This is a genomic window from Natrarchaeobius halalkaliphilus, assembly GCF_003841485.1.
GTDB lineage: Archaea > Halobacteriota > Halobacteria > Halobacteriales > Natrialbaceae > Natrarchaeobius > Natrarchaeobius halalkaliphilus.
This window is the reverse complement of sequence record NZ_REFY01000002.1, coordinates 516,631-536,131: the sequence shown is the minus strand read 5'-3', so window position 1 is coordinate 536,131 and position 19,501 is coordinate 516,631. Positions and strand designations below refer to the sequence as shown.

The window sequence follows — 19,501 nt, the reverse complement described above, 5'->3', positions numbered from 1 at the left end:
GATCTGTAAATATAGTCCTTTCGCAGAAAACAGAATAGGTCCGAGAGTCAGACACGACCTCGACCGGTCGTGGAAACGAGACTACCGTGGCGCAATCCAGTTAAGAACCTGCGCGAGAATCACCACTTCATGAACGAGCTACAGGAGGTCGCCCTCGAGCGAACGGGGGCGAGCGCCGATACGATTCTTCGGGACGGTCGGGTCTACTGTTCGAACCGTCGAGAGTTTCTGGATCGCGACGTGGCGATCGTCGGTGATCGAATCGCAGCGCTCCTCGAAGACGGAGCGAAGGTTACCGGTTCCGAGACGACCATCGTCGACGCCGGCGGTCGAACCGTCGTTCCCGGATTGATCGATGCCCACACGCACGTCGACATCTATCTCACGCCCCAACGCGCCGTCCCGGCGTTGCTCGCGAGCGGAACGACGTCGATCGTGAGCGAAACCTCCGGTCTGGGAGTTCTCTTCGGGAGCCGCGGCGTCGAGACGTCCCTCGAGCGGACGGCCGAACTGCCGCTGTCGGTGTATCTCACGCTACCGCCGCAGGTTCTGGTCGACACGTTCGAGCCGGCCCGAGGGGGTGAGGACGAACTCGAGGCGCTCGCGGGCTTGCTCGAGCGCGATCGGATCGTCGGCGTCGGTGAGATCGACTGGGTTCACGTTGTCGGGCGCGACTCGCCGGTCGAGGAGCTCTACGAGCGGGTTCGCGACGCCGGCGAGACGATCGTCGGCCACGGGGCGGGCTGTCGCGGCGACCGGCTCAGGGCGTTCGCGACGGTCGTGGACAACGATCACGAGGCGATCACGGCCGAGGGTGTTCGACGACGGGCCGAACACGGCCTTCACGTCGTCGGACGCTGTGGCTCGATTCGCGACGACCTCGACGTGTTCGTCGAGGCGCTTCCCGACGTCGACCGCGCGAGCGTTTCGCTATCCACCGACGGCGTCTGGCCCGACGATCTCCTCGACGGCTTCGGGATGGCTGACGTCGTTCGGCGGCTGATCGATGCCGGCGTCCCGGCGGCGGACGCGATCGACGCGGCCACGCGGAATCCCGCTGACCACTTCGGCCTGGAGGACCGAGGTGTGATCGCGCCCGGTTCGATCGCGGATCTGGTCCTCGTGGACGACCTCGAGTCGATGGGCGTCGAAACGGTTTTGACGGGGGGAGAGGTCGTCGTCGCTGGCGGACGGCCGACCGTCGAGCCCCGGACGGAGCCGTACCCCGACTACGTCTACGACACCGTCGCGGTCGACCTCTCCGCCGATCGCTTTACAGCGCCGTACGAGGTCGCTCCGGACGGTGTCGTCCGTGCGATGGCGGTCGGGAACGGTCTCGTGACGACGGAGACGACGGCATCGCCCGCCGTGGTCTCGGAACGTCGCTACGATACCGAGGACCGGCGACTGGCACCCGATCCCGCGGCCGACGTGCTCACGGCGACGCTGATCGACCGCGACCCGGAAACGGCGGACCGCGGATTCACGGGATTTCTCGCCGGATTCGGCCTCGAGGCCGGAGCCGTCGCGACGACGGGGACCTGGGAGACGCCGGGGCTCCTGACGATCGCAGCCGACGTCGAAGACGGCCTCGTCGCCGCTGATCGAGTTGCCTCGATGGGGGGTGGCTTCGCCGTGGCCCGCGAGGGAGCGATCGTCGCTGATCTCCCGGCGCCGGTCGCGGCGACCGCGGCTGACATGCCACTCGAGGAGATCGCCGCTCGATTCGAGACGCTTCGCGAAGCGATCGCGGCGGGCGGCAGCGATCTCGAGCGGCCGCTGGTGACCGCCCAGACGTTGACGTTTCTCGGCGTTCCCGCGTTGAAGCTCACGCCGTCGGGATACGCGGACGTGCTCGGCCAGTCACTGGTCGGGCTCGAGGTCGACGACGCCAGCGGGTAGGCAGGTGAATCGAGACAGGTGAATCGCCGTCGGTTCCGTCGCGGTCAGTACGCCGGTGCTTCTTCGGGCTCTCCCTCCCGAACGTTGACCACGCGAGCAAACGTAAACAGTCCGTCTGAGAGTCGATTCAGGTACTGAACGGCGTTCTCGTTGACCTCCTCGTGGATCGCGAGATCGACGGCTCGCCGTTCGGCGCGTCGGCAGACCGTTCGGGCGTGGTGGAGTCTGGATCCGTGATCGCTCCCGGACGGGAGGATGAACGAGGTCAGCGGCTCGAGTTCCTCGTCGTACTCGTCGATCCAGCGTTCGATCGTCTCGACGTGGTCGGTACCGATCGCCGGATCGTCGTCGTCGGGATCCGGGTTCGCGAAATCCGCCTGAACGACGTGGAGGTGGTTCTGGATCGTCCGGAGTCGATCGTCGATGTCGTCGTAACCGGTCGATCGGATCGTTCCGATCAGGGCGTTGAGTTCGTCGATGGTTCCATAGGCTTCGATTCGGGGGCTGGTCTTCGAGACGCGGGTCATGTCCCGGAGGTCGGTCTTCCCGTCGTCGCCGCGGCCGGTGTAGATAGACATGCTTGACTCGACGGTAGAGCGATACTTATACTGTCGGCCGCCGATTACCGCGGCCGGTTTCACTGGCGTTGATCGCGGAACCTCGTGACCAGCGACGAGATCGGTCTCCCCGTTGGTGCCGTCGCGGGACGACGTCATCGCGAACGAATACATTAAACACCCCCAACGCACAAGCTACGAGTATGGCTCTGGAACTCGATCACGAGTGTCCTGACTGTGGGGTCGAACGGACGTTTTACCGCGCCGCGAGCACCACTCTCCACCTCGGTGAGAAGGTCAAATGGCACTGTCCCGACTGTGATTACGGCTTCGTTCGGATCGGAGACAACGGAACGGCCGTCGACTCGAGCGTTGATGCCTGATACGGGCTGCTGTACCGGCGGTGACGGGGCCGGCAACTGTCTGCGATCCCTCCGAAGCGGTCCGACTCCGTCTCGCGTGTCGCGTTGACAGCGGTCCGTGCGAGATTGGCGGACGTCCCGTTCGATCGCCGTCGTATCCGTCTCACTTCTGCCGGTTCGTCCTCGCTTTACCCTTCGTCGTGATCTCCGCTCGCCCGCTCTGTGGATTTGGGACCGCGGTCGGAATCCGTTTCGCGTGTCCCGCCTCCGCCGGACGTGGTTCCGGGGTCGTCGCCGGTCTCGGTACCGTCTTCATCCCGGTCGGTTGCCGTCGTCTCCGATTCCACGCCGGTTCCGGGGGCGGTGTCGACGGCCGGATCGGCGGCCGTCTCCTCCGCCTCGAGACCGATCGCGTTCGCGCGTTCTCGAGCGAAGACGTCTAACGTGATCTTGGCACCGCCGAGAACGACGGGACCGATAAACAGCCCGACGGCGCCGAAGACGACGATTCCGCCGAAGATCCCGACGACGACGATCGCGGAGTTGAACGCGCTCGTGCGTCCGATGAGCGCCGGCCGGAGGTAGGTGTCCGACGCGCTGACGAGCGAGCCGTAGACGACGAGCGTGAGCGCTACGAGCGGCTGATCGATCGCCACCAGATAGAGCGCAACCGGCACCCAGACGCCGAACGCGCCGACCAGCGGGAGCAACGCGAGGACGAACGTCGCGACGGTAAGAAAGATCACGGCGGGGACGCCGAGCAGTGCCAGCCCGACCCCGAGCAGCACGGCCTGGATACCGGCGACGACGACGTTTCCGACGACCGAGGCCCACATGAGTTGGTTGAGCTCCGTGTGTAGCTCGCGCTGAATGTCGTCGTCCATCGGGAGAACGCGTTCGAACCAGGTCACGAGCGCCTCGCGGTCTCGTAACAGCGCAAAGAGGACGAACAGCGTTACCGTCAGTCCGATGAGGACGTTCGGAAGTCCGGTGACCAGTTCCATCCCGCGAGTCACGACACCTTGGAGCCCGCCCGCGATCGGTTCCTGGTACGTCTGAGAGAGTTCGACGAGATCGACGGCGTATCCCGTCTCCTCGAGCCGTGATTCGATCGCGTCGACGCTTAGACTCCCCTCCTCGACGGCGGTTACGATCTCGAGCGCCTCGCGGAACGCGATCGCGAGGACGTACGCGAGCGGGAGGATGATCGCGAGCACCGCGACGACGACCAGCGTGAGTGCGGCGATCATCGCCCCGACGTACCGTTCGAGCCGTCGCTGGGCGGGAACGAGGATGTACGCGAGGATGAGGCCGAGAAGAACGTACTGGAGATAGGGGAGAACGATCAGGAGACCGAGAGTGGCACTCGCGGCCGCGACCGCGGTCAGCCCAGGCCGTTCGGAGAGCCACCCCGATAGCTCGGATCGGTCGGACATGCGCGAGGCTACGCCGTCGGAACGTATTATTCCACTGATGGATTCGGTCGATGAACGATCGCTCCCGAGTTTCATACGGTTTACTGTAAATCATTGCCGGCGCACCCGCGACCCGGGCGGCGGGTTCGCCGGTAAATCGTTACAGTAATCCGTATCAGTCCGCCGACCAACCGTGGCGCTCGAGCGATCTCACTCCTCGAGGAGCGGACGCGAGGAGTTCGTGACCACCAGCAAACTGCTCAGTCCCATCGCGATCGCGGCGAACAGGGGATTGAGCAGCCCGGTGACGGCCAACGGGATCGCGATTCCGTTGTAACAGAACGCCCAGCCGATGTTCCCCTTGACGCGCCGGTCGGTCGATCTGGCGAGTTCGAAGACGGTCTCGACCGAAGACAGATTGTCGTCGACGAGAGCGACGTCCGCCGCGTCCGCGGCCATCGCCGTTCCACCGCCGAGCGCGATACCGAGATCGGCGGCCGCGAGCGCCGGGGCGTCGTTGGTCCCGTCTCCGATCATCACGGTTCGGCCCGTCCGACTGAGGCGCTCGACGGTTTCGGCTTTCCCCTCCGGCGGAACGCCGGCGAAGACGCGATCCACTGCTCGATGATCGCGGAGTCGGACCGTCGACCGAGCGTCGTCACCCGTGAGGACGACGACGTCCGCGCCCGATTCGGAGATCGTGGTCAGTGTTTCTCCCCATCCCTCCCGAAGGTCGTCCCCGACGACGACGAGACCGTCGGCTGTTCCGTCCCGACCCGCGGCGACCGGAACTCTGCCGGTGTCGCGACAGTCGTCGATTCGATCGGCGATCGCTTCTGGAACCTCCCAGCCGCGAGTGCGGAACAGGTCCGGGTGGCCCACGACGATCTCGTCGCCGTCGACGACGCCCGAGACGCCGTTTCGATGGCTTTCGAACGATCCGATTCGGTCGTCGGTCTCCCCGGAAGAATCGTCGGGTTCGTCACGGTCGGGGTCGTCGTCACCGACGGACGTTGCCGGTGTCGTTCCGCCGTCCGCGACCGGCGCTCGTGCGGCGATCGCCCGTCCAACCGGGTGTGCGGATCGACGCTCGAGGATGGCTGCCTGTTCCAGCAGATCGTCCTCGAGATCGACGTCGACGACGGTCATATCGCCGGTGGTCAGCGTCCCCGTCTTGTCGAAGACGACGGTGTCGGCGTCGCGAATTCGTTCGAAGACGCTGTCGTCGAAGACGACGATCGAGCGCTCGAGGGCGTCCCGGATTCCCGCGGCGACCGCGAGCGGCGTCGCGAGCCCGAGCGCACACGGACAGGAGACGATCAGCACCGTCAGTCCGACGAGCAGTGCGGCGGCGACGCCGGCACCGACTGCGAGATACGCGGCCGTCACGACGAGAGCGAGGACGAGCACGAGCGGGACGAAGATCGTCGCCAGTTTGTCCGCGAGCTTCTGGATGCCGTGGCTCGAACTCTGGAGGTCCCAGACGAGCTCGGTGATCCGGTCTATGGTGCTGGTCGCGTCTTCTCCGACGCTGACGGTTATCGCGCCGTCTGCGACCAGCGATCCGCCGACCACCTCCTCACCGACCGACTTGGTAACCGGCAGCGATTCGCCGGTGACGACCGCTTCGTCGATCGCGGCTTCGCCGTCGACGACGTCGCCATCGATCGGTACGCGTTCGCCCGCCCGAACGAGCACTCGATCGCCGGCCTCGAGTTCTCCGACCGGAACGTCCTCGTGGCCCGACCCGTCACGGTCCTCGAGAACGCGCCGGGCGTCGTCGACCTGGACGGTGGTGAGATCCGAGAGGCGCTCGGTCGCCTCCCGTTTCAGCGTTGACTCGTAGTAGCCACCGACGGTGACGATGACGATGATCGCGACGGTGACGTCGTAGTAGATGTGCTCGCCGCCGACGGCGATCGAGAGCGTACTGTAGAGGTAGGCGCTGACGGCGGCGATCGCGACGAGGAGATCCATATTCGGAGACCGCGTCGTGATCCCGACGTAGGCTCCCTGCAGGATCGGCTTGCCGGTCACGGCCAACACGATCGTCGTGAGCGCGGCGATCATGAGGTAAAACGGCGTCGCCAGATCGCTCGCGAGCGTCGCTTCGAAGAACTCCGTCGTCCGCTCGTCGTAAAACAGCCCGCCGAAGTAGATCGGATAGATGAAGACCACGTACTGGAGCATCACCATCATTCCCATGAGGACGCCAACGGCGACCCTCCCCATCTCCCAGTTGTCCGCCTGACGGCGGCTAAACGTGTCGTCGCGAGCGTAGGCGCTGTATCCGAGCCGACTGATCTCTTCAGCGAGTTCCTCGAGCGAGACGACCTCGGGGTCGTGGTCGATTCGGACCGTCTCGGTGACGTAACTCGAACTGGCCGCACTGACGCCGTCCGTTTCCATCGCGGCCGACTCGATGAACGCTTCACAGCTCGCACAGTACATTCCGTCGACCTCGAGGAACGTCGATTCGTGATCGGGCGGAACCTCCCGCTCGGGCTGTGTCTGGGCCCGACGCTGTCGAACGTCGTCCACGTCGACGGTCTCGACCGCCCCAAGCACGTCGTAGACGTCGCGACAGCCCGCACAGCAGAAATCGTTTTCACCGTCGGTGATCCCACCTCCGTCGACGGGAAGGTCACAGAGCGTACAGCCGGCCTCGTCGGAGCGTTCGTCCATTGTCGTAAGTTCCGTGTCGTGGTTCGTGATCGATCGGTACTCGAGTCGTGGGTCTCAGTGATGATCGTGTCCGCCGGGCGCGTCGATCCCCTCGTAGAACGGGAGTTCCGGGTGTGGAACGTGAATTCCGACGGCCATCAGCCCGTGTGCGAACAGGACGTATCCGAGCACCACGAAGGCGACTCCGAGCAACCGGTGGACGCGCCGACGGTGGACCACGTCGACCGCGTCGATAACGGTTCCGTAGGCGAAGACCGCCGGAATCGTTCCGATCCCGAGCGCGGCGAGTGCGACCGCACCACTCGTCGGTGACCCCGTCGCGAACGCGTACAGGAACGCCGGATAGAGGATCGGACACGGGAGCAATCCGTGTGCCGCGCCGAGACCGACGATTCCGGGTCCGCTGGCAAGCCGGTCGACGCGGGCGGCCAGCCAGCCGCTGACCCGCTCGAGGCCGGGAAACGAAATGCCGCCGGTAGTTCGACCGAGCAGGTAGTAGATGCCCGTCGCGATGACGAAGCCGCCGATGAGGAGGCCGACTCCGCCGCGGGCGAGGTCGACGATCGGCGTGAGTTGCGCCGTCGTCACGAACAGGACGCCACCGAGCGCGCCGAAGGCACCGCCCAGGAGCGTGTAGCTCGCCGTTCGGCCGATGTTGAACAGGGCGTGCTGACGGACTTCGTAGGATGTGAGATGCCCCGCCCGTCCGTTCGAGGACGCTCCGGTCGATCCGGCCGATGGGACGTCGCTCGTTTCCTCGCCGCTCATCCGGCTCGCGTAGATGGTCACGAGCGGTCCACACATGCCGATACAGTGTGCACCGGCCAGGAGGCCGATGACCAGAAAGAGGACGACGTCGATACCGAGGAGGCTAAGGGGGTCCATAGTGACTCTCGAGGCTCGCTCTTAGCGGGCCTAGTCAGCCGATGAGGTAGTGTGTTTCGGCTCGAGACGCCGAAACCGCCCTTCGTTGTCCGGCCGTCCAGGCGGGAGGCCGATATCTGCCGAACCGGTTCGGCGTTCGGTATTCTCCGTCGGTCTCACGAAGGGGCGCTTGTCGTCCGCATCGAGTTCGCTTGTCGCCCTCACTCGACGTAGCGGTACTTGCGCTCGCCCATCCGCCCCCAGCCGTCGAAGACGAACTCGCCGTCTGGCGTCGTAAACTCCTCGACGTCGACGTCCATCTCGTGGTTGTGAACGTCGTGAACCTCCTCGTAGTCCGCCCAGCTGAGATCGTAGCGGTCTGCGAGCTGGTCGTCGACGTTCAGCGCCTCGATCTCGTCCGTCCAGCCGTCCTGGACGGTCTCGGCGTGAATCTCCGCCTGGGCACCGCTGCCGTAGGAGCCGACGAGTATCGTCTCGCCGGCCATGTCTCTCCCTGCTTCGAGTGCGTTTTTCAGCGCGCTCACCCGAGCGATGTGGACGGAACCGGTGTACCAGTTTCCGACCTCCCTCGAGAGCGTGAGCGTGGGGTCGATCGTCGCATCGTACCACGCTTTGTACCGGTCAGTTCCTTTGAGCAGATCCATGTACTCGCGAACCGAGTCACGAAACGCCTCGTCGTCGTCGAACGCTTCTCGACGCGGCTGGCGGCCGATCTCGTCAGCGAGATCGTCTTCGATCGTCGTATCGCGAGTGATGTGGCGATAGCCCAGCAGGCCGGCTTTGCGTACCATCCCCGGAAACGGCGTGTGAAACGGGATAAACGCGATGTCGTCCGGATGGACGTCGCCGGCGACGCTCTCGTAGTCCGTAAGCGCCTCGCGCATGCGAGCGAGATACACCTGAACCGACCGCTTGCCGTCGACGCTCGGGAACTGCTGGTTCGGCTTCAAGAAGTCGGTTTCGTCGGCGGAGCCGTAGCCCTGTTCGGTCGAGAGTTCGACGAGATCCGGGTTCTCGCTGATCAACATCGCGACGGCACCCGCTCCCTGCGTCGCCTCGCCGGCATCACCGCGTGCGTACAGCGCCGTGTCGGTCGCGATCACCAGCGCCGACCGTCCGCGGTTTCGGTCCGCTCGAATCCAGTTGTAGGCGTCGTCGAGGCTCTGTGTCCCCGCGATGCAGGCGAACTTCCGCTCACCCTTGTTCGCGTGGTGGAAGTCACCCTCGAAGACTCCCTCGAGACAGCCGGCGACGTACGTCGAAACCGGCTTCGAGTTGTCGAACGAACTCTCGGTCGCGACGTCGATACGACCGATACCGTCGGGCTCTAGGCCCTTGCGTTCCATCAGCCGGTGAGACGCGTTCGCCCCCATCGTGACGATGTCCTCGTAGCTGTCGGGAAACGAACTGGCGTTGAGGCCGAGCCCCTTCGTATACTTTTCGGGGTCTTCGCCCTTCTCCGGAGCGAACGTCCCGGGTAGATCGAGTTTGAGGTTCCCGGTCCAGATTTCGATGGCGTCGATACCGACTGCAGTCATGCCCGGATACTGTTGGCCGAGCCATATGGTATTGTCGTTCGAATGTTCGACGATTGTCGGACACGCCTCGCCTCGAGCGGATCGTCGGCGGCGGTCGCCGTCATCGTGATCGAGACGCTTTCGGCGGATTCGTCCAGCACGACGGGATCGTCAACGAGAGTTCTCCCGTGGATCGCGAGCAGTAACACTGCCCCGATCTGAACCGTAACGGCCCGATCGTCCCCGCCACGAATCGTATCCGTGGATAGTTCTAGCGGCGTAAACGTCTGATGGGTCGAGTCGACGAGAGAATTCGCCCGGTCCGGTCGCTATTCGTCTTCTTCGACGACTTCCGGATCGCTCATCGCGCTCTGGAGGCTATCCAGTCCGTTGATCCATTCGGTCACCAGACCGTACTCGAGGTCCTCTGCGATCGAGATATCCAGGTCGTCGCCGTCGACGATGAGCGTCCCGGCCTGTGCGGCGTAGCCGAGTGCCGCATCCAGGTCCTCTTCGGCTTCGGCGTCGGCCGCGGCCCCGAGGTAGTCACCGACGCTTCCGTCCTCGGCGGGTCCGTTCGCGATGTACTCTTCGGCCGCGAAGAAGACACAGACCAGACTCGTCTGGACGCCGTCGACGAGGATCAGTTTCTCTTCGTCTTCGATGTCTACCTCGTCGAGGACGATCGTTCGAACGTCGTCGATCTCACCGAGTGCATCCTCCCGCTCGAGTTCGTCGTCGTCGTAGGCGGCGACGATCTTTGCGATCGCGATCGCGGTGTCGTCCTGGAGGTTCAACAGCAGGCGGGCCGACGACTCGTCCTCTGGATCGATCTCTTCGTCCTTGATTCGGTCGATCCAGTTCTGCCAGCGCTCCTCCGAGTAGAACTCGGTCGGCGGATTGCTCATACAGACACCTACACCGGCCGCTTGAAATGCCTTTCTCTACCTGTACGTCGATCCAACCGAACCGAGCACGTGCCGGACAGGCCCGATCGTGACCGTTCGGCCGATTTAGGGCCGATAGTCGACGACTCCGTTCGAGAGCGACCGGTGGCTCCCTACTCCGTTCGAGAGCGCTCGAGCGTCCCTTCGGTATCGATGTCGTACACCATCGCTGGCGTCTCGACGTGAGCGTTTCGGACGGCGTCGTCGTACCCCGTTTCGAGGAGCCAGGCGACCCGCCGGGGGACGGTCTTGGGTCCGAGGACGGCTCCCGGACGATCCGGGTCGTCGATGTAGTCGGTCTCCATCAGGAACGGCTCGCCTCGATCGGCGGCGACTTCGAGCGGATCTTTCTGACCCGTCACGCTCGGAACGGGCCCCTCGAGTCGGCCCCCCGCGTAGTGTTTGACGACCCGGTGTGCCGGGAGACCGACGTCGTCGGCCCACTCCGTGACTTCGGTCATATCCTCGCTGGCTTCGGCGTGGAGCTGGACGGCACAGTCGAGATCAGCCGCGCGTTCGAACGCGCGTCGCATGACGGCGTTGGACGCCTCCCAGACCTCGTCGTCGACGTCGTAGTGGGGCCGTCCCGACTTCACTGCGAGTGCGTCGCCGCTTTCGACGTACTCGGCGGCGAGTTCGATTCCGCCTTGCATGATCTCGCGGGCCTGGTCGGCCGTGTATCCTCGCTCGTCCACGAGGCGCGAGATGAGTCCCGGATGAACTCCCAGAACGGGCCAGGCGCGCCCTTCGAGTTCGTCCGTCGCCGCGGCGACGATCTCGAGAGTTCGTTCGAACACCGGCCGAAAATCGGCACCCGACTCGGCCTCGACGCCGAGATGCCAGGACGGCTTGTTGACGACGAGCAGGTGAGTGCCACCGAGACGTGCGAAGTCGCGAACCGCGTCGATGCCGCGGTGGTTGTCCGGATCGAGATGGAGGTGGTTGTCGAGGACCGGCGTCTCGTCGTCGATCATACGCGACAGTGCGCGATCCGTTCGGGAAAAGTCACCGACTTCCGCGTTCGGTCGGGGTCTCCCTCTGACCGTGATCGAACGCGACTCGAGGTCACGCGCGACTGGGCCCGCGTACTGCCGAGTCCAAACGGTATTTACTGTCGCAGCCGAAACGCCGAGACGATGGAACGCGGGTCGCCGGAATCGTTCACGCGCATGGGCACGCTGGGGGTCGAAGAGGAGTGTTTCGTTGTCGACGAAACGGGCCGTCCGACGAGCGGTACCGACGAGCTAGTCTACGAACACGATCCACCCGCAATCCTCGAGGAGCGCCTCGATCACGAACTGTTCAAGTTCGTCATCGAAACCCAGACACCCCTGATCGAAGAACCCGATGATGCGCGCGACGCGCTGCTCGAGATCCGCCGCGCGCTCAGTGAACACGCCCACGCACACGGCTACCAGATCGCCGCTGCCGGCCTCCACCCGCTCGCGAAGTGGCGCGAACTCGAACACGCCGAAAAGCCCCGGTACCGCTCGCAACTCGATCGGATTCAGTACCCACAACACCGCAACACGACCGCCGGCGTCCACGTCCACGTCGGGGTCGATGACGCCGACAAGGCGGTCTGGATCGCAAACGAGTTGCGGTGGTACGTCCCGATCATCCTCGCGTTGTCGGCAAACTCGCCGTACTGGAACGGCTTCGATACCGGATTGGAATCTGCCCGCGCGAAGATCTTCGAGGCGTTACCCAACACCGGAATGCCGACGTACTTCGAGGACTACGAGGCCTTCGATCGCTTCGAGCGACGGATGCTCGAAACCGACTCGATCGCTGACCGCGGTGAACTCTGGTACGACGTCCGTCCGCACACGGCCCACGGAACGGTCGAACTCCGGACGCCGGACGGTCAAGCGGATCCCGACGTCGTCCTGGCGTTCGTCGAGTACGCCCACGCGCTGGTCGAAGCGCTCGCAGCGGAGTACGAAGACGGCGCGACGGGCCGTGCACCGGACCACCGACGCGAGCTTCTGGACGAGAACAAGTGGCGGGCGATCCGTCACGGTCACGACGCGTCGTTCATCGACCGCGATCTCGAGGGGACGATCTCGCTTGGCGAACTCGTCGACCGCGAGTGCGAACGGCTCGGTATCGACGGCATCAAACGAGTGTACGAGCGCGAGAGCGGAGCGGAACGCCAGCGCCGGTTGCTCGAGACGACGGGCCCGGATGCGCTCTGTGAGTCGCTCTTGCTCGGCGTCGAGTAACGGTGGCCCAGTTGACAGTCCACCAGCACGGAACGATGACGGTACCCACCACTCGTACGGATCGTTATAACGTTTCACCGGTGATCGCTCCCCCGTCCGAGCGATCACCGGTACCGAATCATAACGGACCGTATCAGAGACCGCCAGTATGATCCCGGACGGGCTCGGTCTCGTCGTCGCCGCGGGCGTGTTCACCGCGATCGTCTGTGGATTCGGAACGCTTCCGTTTTTCTTCGTCGACGAGATCAGCGACCGGGTGACGGTCGCGCTGTGGGGACTCGCGGGCGGAATCATGCTGTTCGCGTCGTTGTTCGGATTCGTCGTCGAAGGGCTCGAGGAAGGAACGCTCACCCAGGTCGGACTGGGGCTTCTCGTGGGAATCGCACTGGTCATCGCGGCCGATCGGATCATCGCTGACTACGAGTTCTCGCCGCGGGAGATGCCCGATGCCGACTTCCGAAAACTCGTTCTGATCGTGGGCGTCCTGACCGTCCACAGCTTTCCCGAGGGCGTCGCACTCGGCGTGGCGTTTGCAGACCTCGGCGTCGACGGTGATCTGGTCCTCGCGGGGCTGACGGTTCCCGCACTCGCGATCTTCATCACGGTCGCCATCTCGATCCAGAACGTCCCGGAGGGCCTTGCGGTCGCGATTCCGCTTCACACCTACGGCGTGTCCAACTGGAAGATATTCGGCTGGGCGGTGTTCTCGAGTATTCCACAGCCGATCGGTGCCGGTATCGCGTACCTGTTCGTGACATTCGCCAGGGAGTTCCTTCCGTTCGGATTCGGCTTTGCAGCCGGAGCGATGATCTATCTGGTGGTACACGATATGTTCCCCGAAGCGCTCGACCACGGCTCGGAACTCCCCGGCGGCGGGCGACGTGAACTCGCGTTTGGAGTCGCACTGGGGGTCGCCATCATGATTCCGGTGATGGCCGTCACCGAATGAGACTGATCGCTCTCCGGATCCGCCTCAATTGTCGGTGGCTCTCCTCGGAGACTCGAGGTCGTCGTACCGCACACGTGACGCCGTCCGACGTCCCAATCCAGCATACACTGCCACCTGTTCGACCGTCAATAATGCTGTCCGTACTAAATATGGAGCGTACGGATGAGTCGTGTTCAATGTCAAGGAGAGCGGGTTCGATCCACTGAAGTAACGACGCACGGCTCGAGCGGCGCTGTGACGTATCCGCCGCTGATTTTCGACCCACGGAGACGGCTTAAAACACCCTCGAGACACGCGATCAGGCTTCGAGGAGTTCGATCAGGTTCCCCTCCGGATCTCGAACGAAGAGGATCGAGGTCCCACTCGCGGTCGTTCGCGGCTCGCTGATCGTCGGAACGTCGTCCGGGAGTTCGTTCGCGATCACCTCGAGGTCGTCGACTGCGAACGCGACGTGGGTGGTTCCCGGCTGGTTGAGTCCCGTCGCCGGGGAGTCCCTGGCTTTCGGATCGAATTCGACGAGTTCGACCCTGATCCCGTCGGCCTCGAGGTGGACGAAGCTCCCGCTAGCGTCCTCGACGCCGATACCGTCCGAGAACGCCTCGCCGGAGACGCTAAAGCGGTCGATGATCGACAGTCCGAGGGCGTCCCGGTAGAACGCCAGGGTTGCTTCGAGGTCGTCGACTGCGATACCGACGTGATGGGCGCTGAGGTTCGAATCGGACATACGTCGGCTCGAGTCGCCACCGAGGTAAACGGTTTCATCCCGAGTCGACGACCGACGGAAGTAGCCGGTCGCGAACGGGACCGGCGGAGATCACCGTTAACTTCACCGGGACTGATGGGACGAGTATGACGCGTCTCGCGCTCATCGCCCACGACGAAAAGAAACCGGATCTCGTCGACTTCGCACGAACGCACGAATCCCAGCTCGATTCCTACGAGCTGATCGCGACCGGAACGACCGGGAAACGACTGATGGACGAGACCGAGCTCGAGGTCGAACGCAAGGAGTCCGGTCCGCTCGGGGGCGACCTGATGATCGGCTCGGAGGTCGCAGAAGGGGCACTCGACGGCGTCGTATTCCTGCGTGACCCCTTGCGAGCACAGCCACACGAGCCCGATATCTCGGCTCTGCTACGAATCTGTGACGTCCACGACACGGCACTCGCGACGAATCTCTCGTCGGCTGCGTTTCTGATCGAGGGACTCACAAACTAACGGTCGAAGCCGCTACTGTGTAGCGCCGACGCTTTTCGGCGGTCGGACCGGATCCCTCCGATCGCGACCGTACGCCGGTACTCGAGGAAAACGGCGACCGCACGCAGAGAACACCGCGAAAACAGGCCACTCCGATGGAGAGACCGGCAGGATTATCACCGCCGCTACTCCTACGCAGGAGTATGTTCGAGTCCGTCGATACGTTGGGAACGATTCGAAATCTCGGCGTGTACGCGATCGGTGTCGGTCTCGCAGCGGTTGGCGCGCTCGGACTCGCGGATGCGATCGACTTCTCGATCGTGCTCTCGGGTGCGTTCTTCGTTCTCGGACTGGCGCTCGTCGTCGCCGTCCACGAGTTTTTCGGCGGACCGATCTAACTCACTTAGTTAGATTCGATCGACGAGAGTCGGTCTCCGCGGAGTTCGCGTCTATCGCTCGTCGAGGGGAGAGACGTCAATCGCCCCCGTATCGAGTCGTAAATCCGTGACGCTCGAGATCCCTGAGCGTTTCGAGGTGTTCGTCTCTCAACGTCGCTGACTCTCGTCTGTCCGCGACGACGCGTGCCACGTTCTCTACGAGCTGGTCCGACGCGAGTACGCTCGGGACGTTGACGAACGTCGCCCCGGCCTCGAGCAGACGCGTGGCCTCGCGGGAGGTGTCGGCTCTGAGTATGATCTCCGCGTCGGTCGGTAACTCGAGAAGTCGCTCGGAGAGCGGCTCGTGATTCACGGTCGAAACCAGAAGTCTCGCATCGTCGACGCGGGCGCGCTTCATCGGATGCGTCGCCATCGCGTCGCCAAACACGTAATTTTGACACTCCCGTCCGAGCGAGTCCGAGATCACCGGATCGTTCTCGACGACGACGTACGGAACCTCGATTTCCTCGAGTCGATCGACCAGCAACCGTCCCTGTCTGCCGTAACCAACCACGATGACGTGATCCTCGAGTTCCTCGTCGACGTAGCTTCGCTCGTCGATTCGACGGGTCTGCGTGCCACGGACGACCCGCTCGACGACGGAATCGTACACGGCGTCCTCGTACCGCTTTGCGACGACGGTGAGGATCATCGTTCCGGCCGTAGCCAGGATGATCGCGTCGAACAGTCGGCTGGATATCGTTCCCATCAACCACGCCTGAATCGCGATCACGAGCGAGAGTTCGCTCATCTGATTGAGTCTCGAACTCGCGAGAAACGCCGTTCTCGCGTCATACCCCTCGAAGAGGAACGCCTGCATGTGAATCAGCGGCGTAACGAAGAGTACGAGCACGAGCAAGGAGAGCGCCAGCACGAGTACGTCGAGAGACGGGACCTGGACCAGCGCACCGACGGTGACGAAGAAGATGGCCACGAAGAAGTCCTTGATCGATTCGATCCCGTTTCGAACGCCCAGTGCCTGTGCCCCCTCGTTTCGGATTGCGATCCCGGCGGCGAACGCGCCGATGACGATCGAAAGCCCAACGGCCTCCGCGGCCGCGATGAACGCGATGAGGATCGAGATGCTCCCCATCAGAACGAGTTCTTCGAATCCCTCCGCGAGCCGAACCAGCAGCGGGAAGCCGTGACGATATATCAGGAGCCCGGCGAGCAGGAACAACACACCGTATCCGATGTTCGACGTGACGAGTTGGAGGTCACCCAGCGTCTCGGCCGAGAGGATCAAGATCACTCCGATGGCGACTATGTCGTCGAAAAAGTGGATCGACGACGCCAGCCGGCCGTGGACGAGGTTGGTTCGGATCTCCTGTTCGAACACGCCAGCGCCGACGATTGTCGAACTCAACGTCGCGGCCGCTGCGAAGTAGATCGCGTTTCGCAGCGGATACTCGAAGCCGAACACGACCGAAAAGCCGTATCCGATACCCAGCGCAATCGTCCCGACGATCAGAAGTTGCATGAACGCCACGATCTCCGCGTCCCGAAAGACGGACTGGACGTCCTCGATATCGACGCGTATCCCGAAGACGAACACCAGGAAGGCGATTCCCCACTGGGCGAGTTCGACGAGATCCGAGATTTCGAAGAACGTTCCGGTAATCAGCCCGGCGATGATGTAGAACGGGATCGGGGAGAGCCCGAAGTGGTTCGCGACCAACAAAAGCACCCCCGCAGCGATGAACATCGCCGAGAGCGTGATGATGAATTCGGCCGCCATGCTCAGTCACCCCCTCCGAGCTTTCGCGGGTCGATGTCGACGTCGAGACCGGTCTCTCGGTCCTCACGCTCGGCTATCGTTCCGCCGCGGCGTTCGATTCTCTCGATATCCGCTGCGATCGATTCGTCGAAGGCTTCCCGGTCGGTAAAGTACTGCTCGAGGTAGTCGTTCAACTTCATCGCGGTCAGGTAGGTGCTCATGATCACGTAGGTCGCGCCACGATCGTAGAGCATGCGAGCGTCGTTGATTCGCTCGGCCTCGACGAAGACCGTCGCGTCGTCGTCTACCTCCTCGAGGAGCGCCTCGTTCACCTCCGTCTGGACGCTCGAGCTCAGGACGAAACTCGCGTTCTTGAGCCCGGCCGCCTTGCGGACCTCGGTGTGTCGGAAGTCACCGAAGACGTAGTCGTACCGGCTCTCCTCTTCCAGTTCAGCGATGTGGCTCGTTTTTCGGTCGACGACGACGACGGTCCCGTACCGTTCTTCGAGAATGGGGAGGGCTCGTTCGGTCACTTCGTCGTACCCGATCGCGACGGCGTGGTCACGATACTCCCGGAGCGTCCGATCCTCCTGATCGGCGGATTCGAACCGGCTAAACCACGGTGCGACTCGCTCGTAGATCGCGTGATTGTACGCGATGATGTACGTCGAGACCGTCATCGTCAACAGCGCCATCAGCGTGAGGTACCCGAGGACATCGTCGCCGATGTATCCCTGTGTGATCGCGAGGGCTCCGACGACGAGCGAGAACTCACTCACTTGCACCATGTTAATCGAGCCGAGGAACGACGTCTCGACGCTGAAATCCTCTCGGTCGATGAGGTAAAACATAATCCAGAAGTTGCCGATCATCAGTACGAGCGAGGCGATTATCGCTTCCCGCCAGTAGGCGAACAGACTGGCCGCGCTCTCGATCTGGAGGCCGATGCTCGCGAAGAATACGAGTATGAAAAAGTCCGTAATCGGCGTGATTCGATCCTCGAGTTCCTTACTGTATGGGAGCTGAGCGAGACTGATCCCGGCCAGGAACGCGCCGACTTCCACCGACAGGTCGAAGCCTTCCGCGATCGCGATGAAAAAGAACGCCCAGGCGATCGCCACGATGAGGAACACGTCCTTGTTATCCGCGATTCGGCGGAAGACGCGGGGCAAAAGGTATCGAGAGGAGGCGATCGAGAAGAGGCCGATGAAGCCCATCATGACGAAGATAACTGCAAGCGTCTGGGCGATTTCGCCGGCGTTGTCCAGCGAATCGGCGGCGAAGAGCGCGAGAACGACGACGAGGTAGATGTCCTGAACGATGAGCACCCCGACATCGATCTTTCCGGGAAGCGAGGTAATCTCGTCCTTATCGGTGAGCACCTTGACGATGACGGGGGTCGCCCCGAAGACGGTCGCGAGGGCGATGACGAGAATCTCGACGGTGCCAAAGACGCCGAGAGCCCAGGCGATAAGGAAGGCGAGAGCGGTTTGAAGCACCGTCTGTCCGATCGCGATGTTGGTGATCGGCTTCAAAATTTCGCGGATATCGTCGAATCGCATCTTCATCCCGAGCAAGAACAGCAAGAACCCGAGCCCGAGTTCGGCCATCACGTCGACGAGCCCCTCGTCGGTGACGACGTCGAACATCACCGGACCGAGGACGACGCCGGTCACGATGTACGCGATGATCGTTGGCTGGCCGAGTTGGCGCGCAATCAAACCGATCGCAGTCGCGACGACGATGATGATAGCAAAGTCGGCAGCGAGAGCGATCTGGTTCATGGAGAGTCGATCTGTTCGGCGCTTGGACGAACCGCCGTATATATGTTGCTTCTTTCAATGTAGAGCCGGACAATGTCGCCTCCACCGAAACCAACGCAGTCTCAGAACAGGACTCGTCTGTGGTCGAACCGTGAATAAACAGTCTCCACTCGGTTCGGGGCTGGAGGGGGTCGTTTTGCGACCGGACAACACGCGATGTCGACGATCAGAACAGACACCTTCAACTCCCTCGAGTCCCCCCTGGCGACCATGCTCCAGGCGATCGTCTTCGATCTCGATTACACGCTCGCGGTTCCGGACCGCGACAGAGCAACGATCCTCCGGGAGACGATCGACGCCACCGGCGCACCGGAGGTGACCCGGGACGAGTACCTCGAGGCCCATCGAAGTAATCTCACGCGCGAGACGCGCGAGCCGATCTTCGCTGACTTGCTCGCGGATCGCGAGAGCGACGTCGATCCGGCCGAGCTCGCGGCGGTCTACCGGGAGACGATCGCGAACACGATCCAGCCGCTCTCCGGCGTCGAAGCCATGCTCGCGGATCTCCGGGCGGAGTATCGCGTCGGGTTGCTCACCAACGGACCGATCCGCGCCCAGCGGGACAAACTCGACGTTCTCGGGTGGAACGACGCCTTCGATGCCGTCTTCGTCACGGGCGAACTCGAGGCCGGGAAACCCGATCCGCGGGCGTTCGAAGCGATCGCGGGCGAACTCGGTGTCGATCCCGCGGCAGCCGTCTACGTCGGTGACGAAGTCGAAGCCGACGTCTCCGGGGCGACGAACGCCGGTATGCGGGCGATACAGGTTCTCCTCGAGGACGGCCCCGATCCCGATCAACGAGCCGTCGCATACGTTCCCCAGAACGAACTCGCGACGGCGCTTCCGGACGTCGTTGCGGACCTCGAGTGACCGACTTTCGGGA

At 63.3% G+C, this 19,501-nt stretch carries 18 protein-coding genes; 8 read left to right on the top strand and 10 right to left on the bottom strand.

Going from position 1 to position 19,501, the window contains the following annotated elements; genetic code table 11:
- The first annotated feature begins 129 nt into the window (after window positions 1-129).
- Window positions 130-1,902: an adenine deaminase C-terminal domain-containing protein gene (locus tag EA462_RS06210; protein WP_124177692.1), complete on the top strand. Its 1,773-nt coding sequence runs from the start codon at window positions 130-132 to the stop codon at window positions 1,900-1,902.
- Between the two features lie 44 nt (window positions 1,903-1,946).
- On the opposite strand, the gene EA462_RS06205 is transcribed toward EA462_RS06210, so the two are convergent.
- The gene (locus EA462_RS06205) at window positions 1,947-2,480 is read right to left on the bottom strand and encodes a cob(I)yrinic acid a,c-diamide adenosyltransferase (RefSeq protein ID WP_124177691.1); all 534 of its coding nucleotides are present in this window, start codon (window positions 2,478-2,480) and stop codon (window positions 1,947-1,949) included.
- Window positions 2,481-2,662: 182 nt separating this feature from the next.
- Between EA462_RS06205 and EA462_RS06200 the strand changes: the two genes are divergently transcribed.
- The gene (locus tag EA462_RS06200) at window positions 2,663-2,842 is read left to right on the top strand and encodes a DUF7838 family putative zinc beta-ribbon protein (protein WP_124177690.1); all 180 of its coding nucleotides are present in this window, start codon (window positions 2,663-2,665) and stop codon (window positions 2,840-2,842) included.
- A gap of 167 nt (window positions 2,843-3,009) precedes the next feature.
- Here the strand turns inward: EA462_RS06200 and EA462_RS06195 are convergent, their stop codons facing one another.
- The 4 genes from EA462_RS06195 to hmgB all read right to left on the bottom strand — a co-directional run bounded on the left by EA462_RS06195 (window position 3,010) and on the right by hmgB (window position 9,344).
- Window positions 3,010-4,257 carry an AI-2E family transporter gene (locus EA462_RS06195; protein WP_124177689.1) on the bottom strand — a complete coding sequence of 416 codons (1,248 nt, stop codon included), beginning with the start codon at window positions 4,255-4,257 and terminating at the stop codon, window positions 3,010-3,012.
- A 189-nt stretch (window positions 4,258-4,446) separates the two neighbouring features.
- Window positions 4,447-6,921 carry a heavy metal translocating P-type ATPase gene (locus EA462_RS06190; RefSeq protein ID WP_124177688.1) on the bottom strand — a complete coding sequence of 825 codons (2,475 nt, stop codon included), beginning with the start codon at window positions 6,919-6,921 and terminating at the stop codon, window positions 4,447-4,449.
- Window positions 6,922-6,975: 54 nt separating this feature from the next.
- Window positions 6,976-7,806, bottom strand: coding sequence for a sulfite exporter TauE/SafE family protein (locus tag EA462_RS06185; RefSeq protein WP_124177687.1), 831 nt, complete (start codon window positions 7,804-7,806; stop codon window positions 6,976-6,978).
- Between the two features lie 200 nt (window positions 7,807-8,006).
- The gene (hmgB, locus tag EA462_RS06180) at window positions 8,007-9,344 is read right to left on the bottom strand and encodes a hydroxymethylglutaryl-CoA synthase (RefSeq protein WP_124177686.1); all 1,338 of its coding nucleotides are present in this window, start codon (window positions 9,342-9,344) and stop codon (window positions 8,007-8,009) included.
- Window positions 9,345-9,397: 53 nt separating this feature from the next.
- On the opposite strand from hmgB, the gene EA462_RS17705 reads away from it, so the two are divergent.
- Window positions 9,398-9,529: a hypothetical protein gene (locus EA462_RS17705; RefSeq protein ID WP_279387004.1), complete on the top strand. Its 132-nt coding sequence runs from the start codon at window positions 9,398-9,400 to the stop codon at window positions 9,527-9,529.
- Window positions 9,530-9,652: 123 nt separating this feature from the next.
- On the opposite strand, the gene EA462_RS06175 is transcribed toward EA462_RS17705, so the two are convergent.
- On the bottom strand, window positions 9,653-10,231 hold the full coding sequence (locus tag EA462_RS06175; protein ID WP_124177685.1) for a DUF2150 family protein: 579 nt from the start codon (window positions 10,229-10,231) through the stop codon (window positions 9,653-9,655).
- Window positions 10,232-10,383: 152 nt separating this feature from the next.
- Window positions 10,384-11,244 (bottom strand): TatD family hydrolase, encoded by an 861-nt coding sequence (locus tag EA462_RS06170; RefSeq protein ID WP_124177684.1) that lies wholly within the window; start codon window positions 11,242-11,244, stop codon window positions 10,384-10,386.
- Window positions 11,245-11,406: 162 nt separating this feature from the next.
- Between EA462_RS06170 and EA462_RS06165 the strand changes: the two genes are divergently transcribed.
- On the top strand, window positions 11,407-12,495 hold the full coding sequence (locus EA462_RS06165) for a glutamate--cysteine ligase (RefSeq protein WP_124177683.1): 1,089 nt from the start codon (window positions 11,407-11,409) through the stop codon (window positions 12,493-12,495).
- 148 nt (window positions 12,496-12,643) lie between these two features.
- A complete protein-coding gene (locus EA462_RS06160; RefSeq protein WP_124177682.1) occupies window positions 12,644-13,444 on the top strand; it encodes a ZIP family metal transporter in 801 nt (266 codons plus the stop codon).
- Between the two features lie 298 nt (window positions 13,445-13,742).
- Here the strand turns inward: EA462_RS06160 and EA462_RS06155 are convergent, their stop codons facing one another.
- Complete coding sequence (locus EA462_RS06155) at window positions 13,743-14,168, bottom strand: VOC family protein (RefSeq protein ID WP_124177681.1); 426 nt, start codon at window positions 14,166-14,168, stop codon at window positions 13,743-13,745.
- Between the two features lie 125 nt (window positions 14,169-14,293).
- On the opposite strand from EA462_RS06155, the gene EA462_RS06150 reads away from it, so the two are divergent.
- Both EA462_RS06150 and EA462_RS06145 read left to right on the top strand, forming a co-directional pair.
- The gene (locus EA462_RS06150) at window positions 14,294-14,662 is read left to right on the top strand and encodes a methylglyoxal synthase (protein ID WP_124177680.1); all 369 of its coding nucleotides are present in this window, start codon (window positions 14,294-14,296) and stop codon (window positions 14,660-14,662) included.
- Between the two features lie 182 nt (window positions 14,663-14,844).
- Window positions 14,845-15,039: a hypothetical protein gene (locus tag EA462_RS06145; RefSeq protein ID WP_124177679.1), complete on the top strand. Its 195-nt coding sequence runs from the start codon at window positions 14,845-14,847 to the stop codon at window positions 15,037-15,039.
- Window positions 15,040-15,115: 76 nt separating this feature from the next.
- Here the strand turns inward: EA462_RS06145 and EA462_RS06140 are convergent, their stop codons facing one another.
- Both EA462_RS06140 and EA462_RS06135 read right to left on the bottom strand, forming a co-directional pair.
- Window positions 15,116-16,816 (bottom strand): cation:proton antiporter, encoded by a 1,701-nt coding sequence (locus EA462_RS06140; RefSeq protein WP_124177678.1) that lies wholly within the window; start codon window positions 16,814-16,816, stop codon window positions 15,116-15,118.
- A 2-nt stretch (window positions 16,817-16,818) separates the two neighbouring features.
- Window positions 16,819-18,579: a cation:proton antiporter gene (locus EA462_RS06135; RefSeq protein ID WP_124177677.1), complete on the bottom strand. Its 1,761-nt coding sequence runs from the start codon at window positions 18,577-18,579 to the stop codon at window positions 16,819-16,821.
- 249 nt (window positions 18,580-18,828) lie between these two features.
- Between EA462_RS06135 and EA462_RS06130 the strand changes: the two genes are divergently transcribed.
- Window positions 18,829-19,488: an HAD family hydrolase gene (locus EA462_RS06130; RefSeq protein WP_124177829.1), complete on the top strand. Its 660-nt coding sequence runs from the start codon at window positions 18,829-18,831 to the stop codon at window positions 19,486-19,488.
- Window positions 19,489-19,501: the final 13 nt, after the last annotated feature.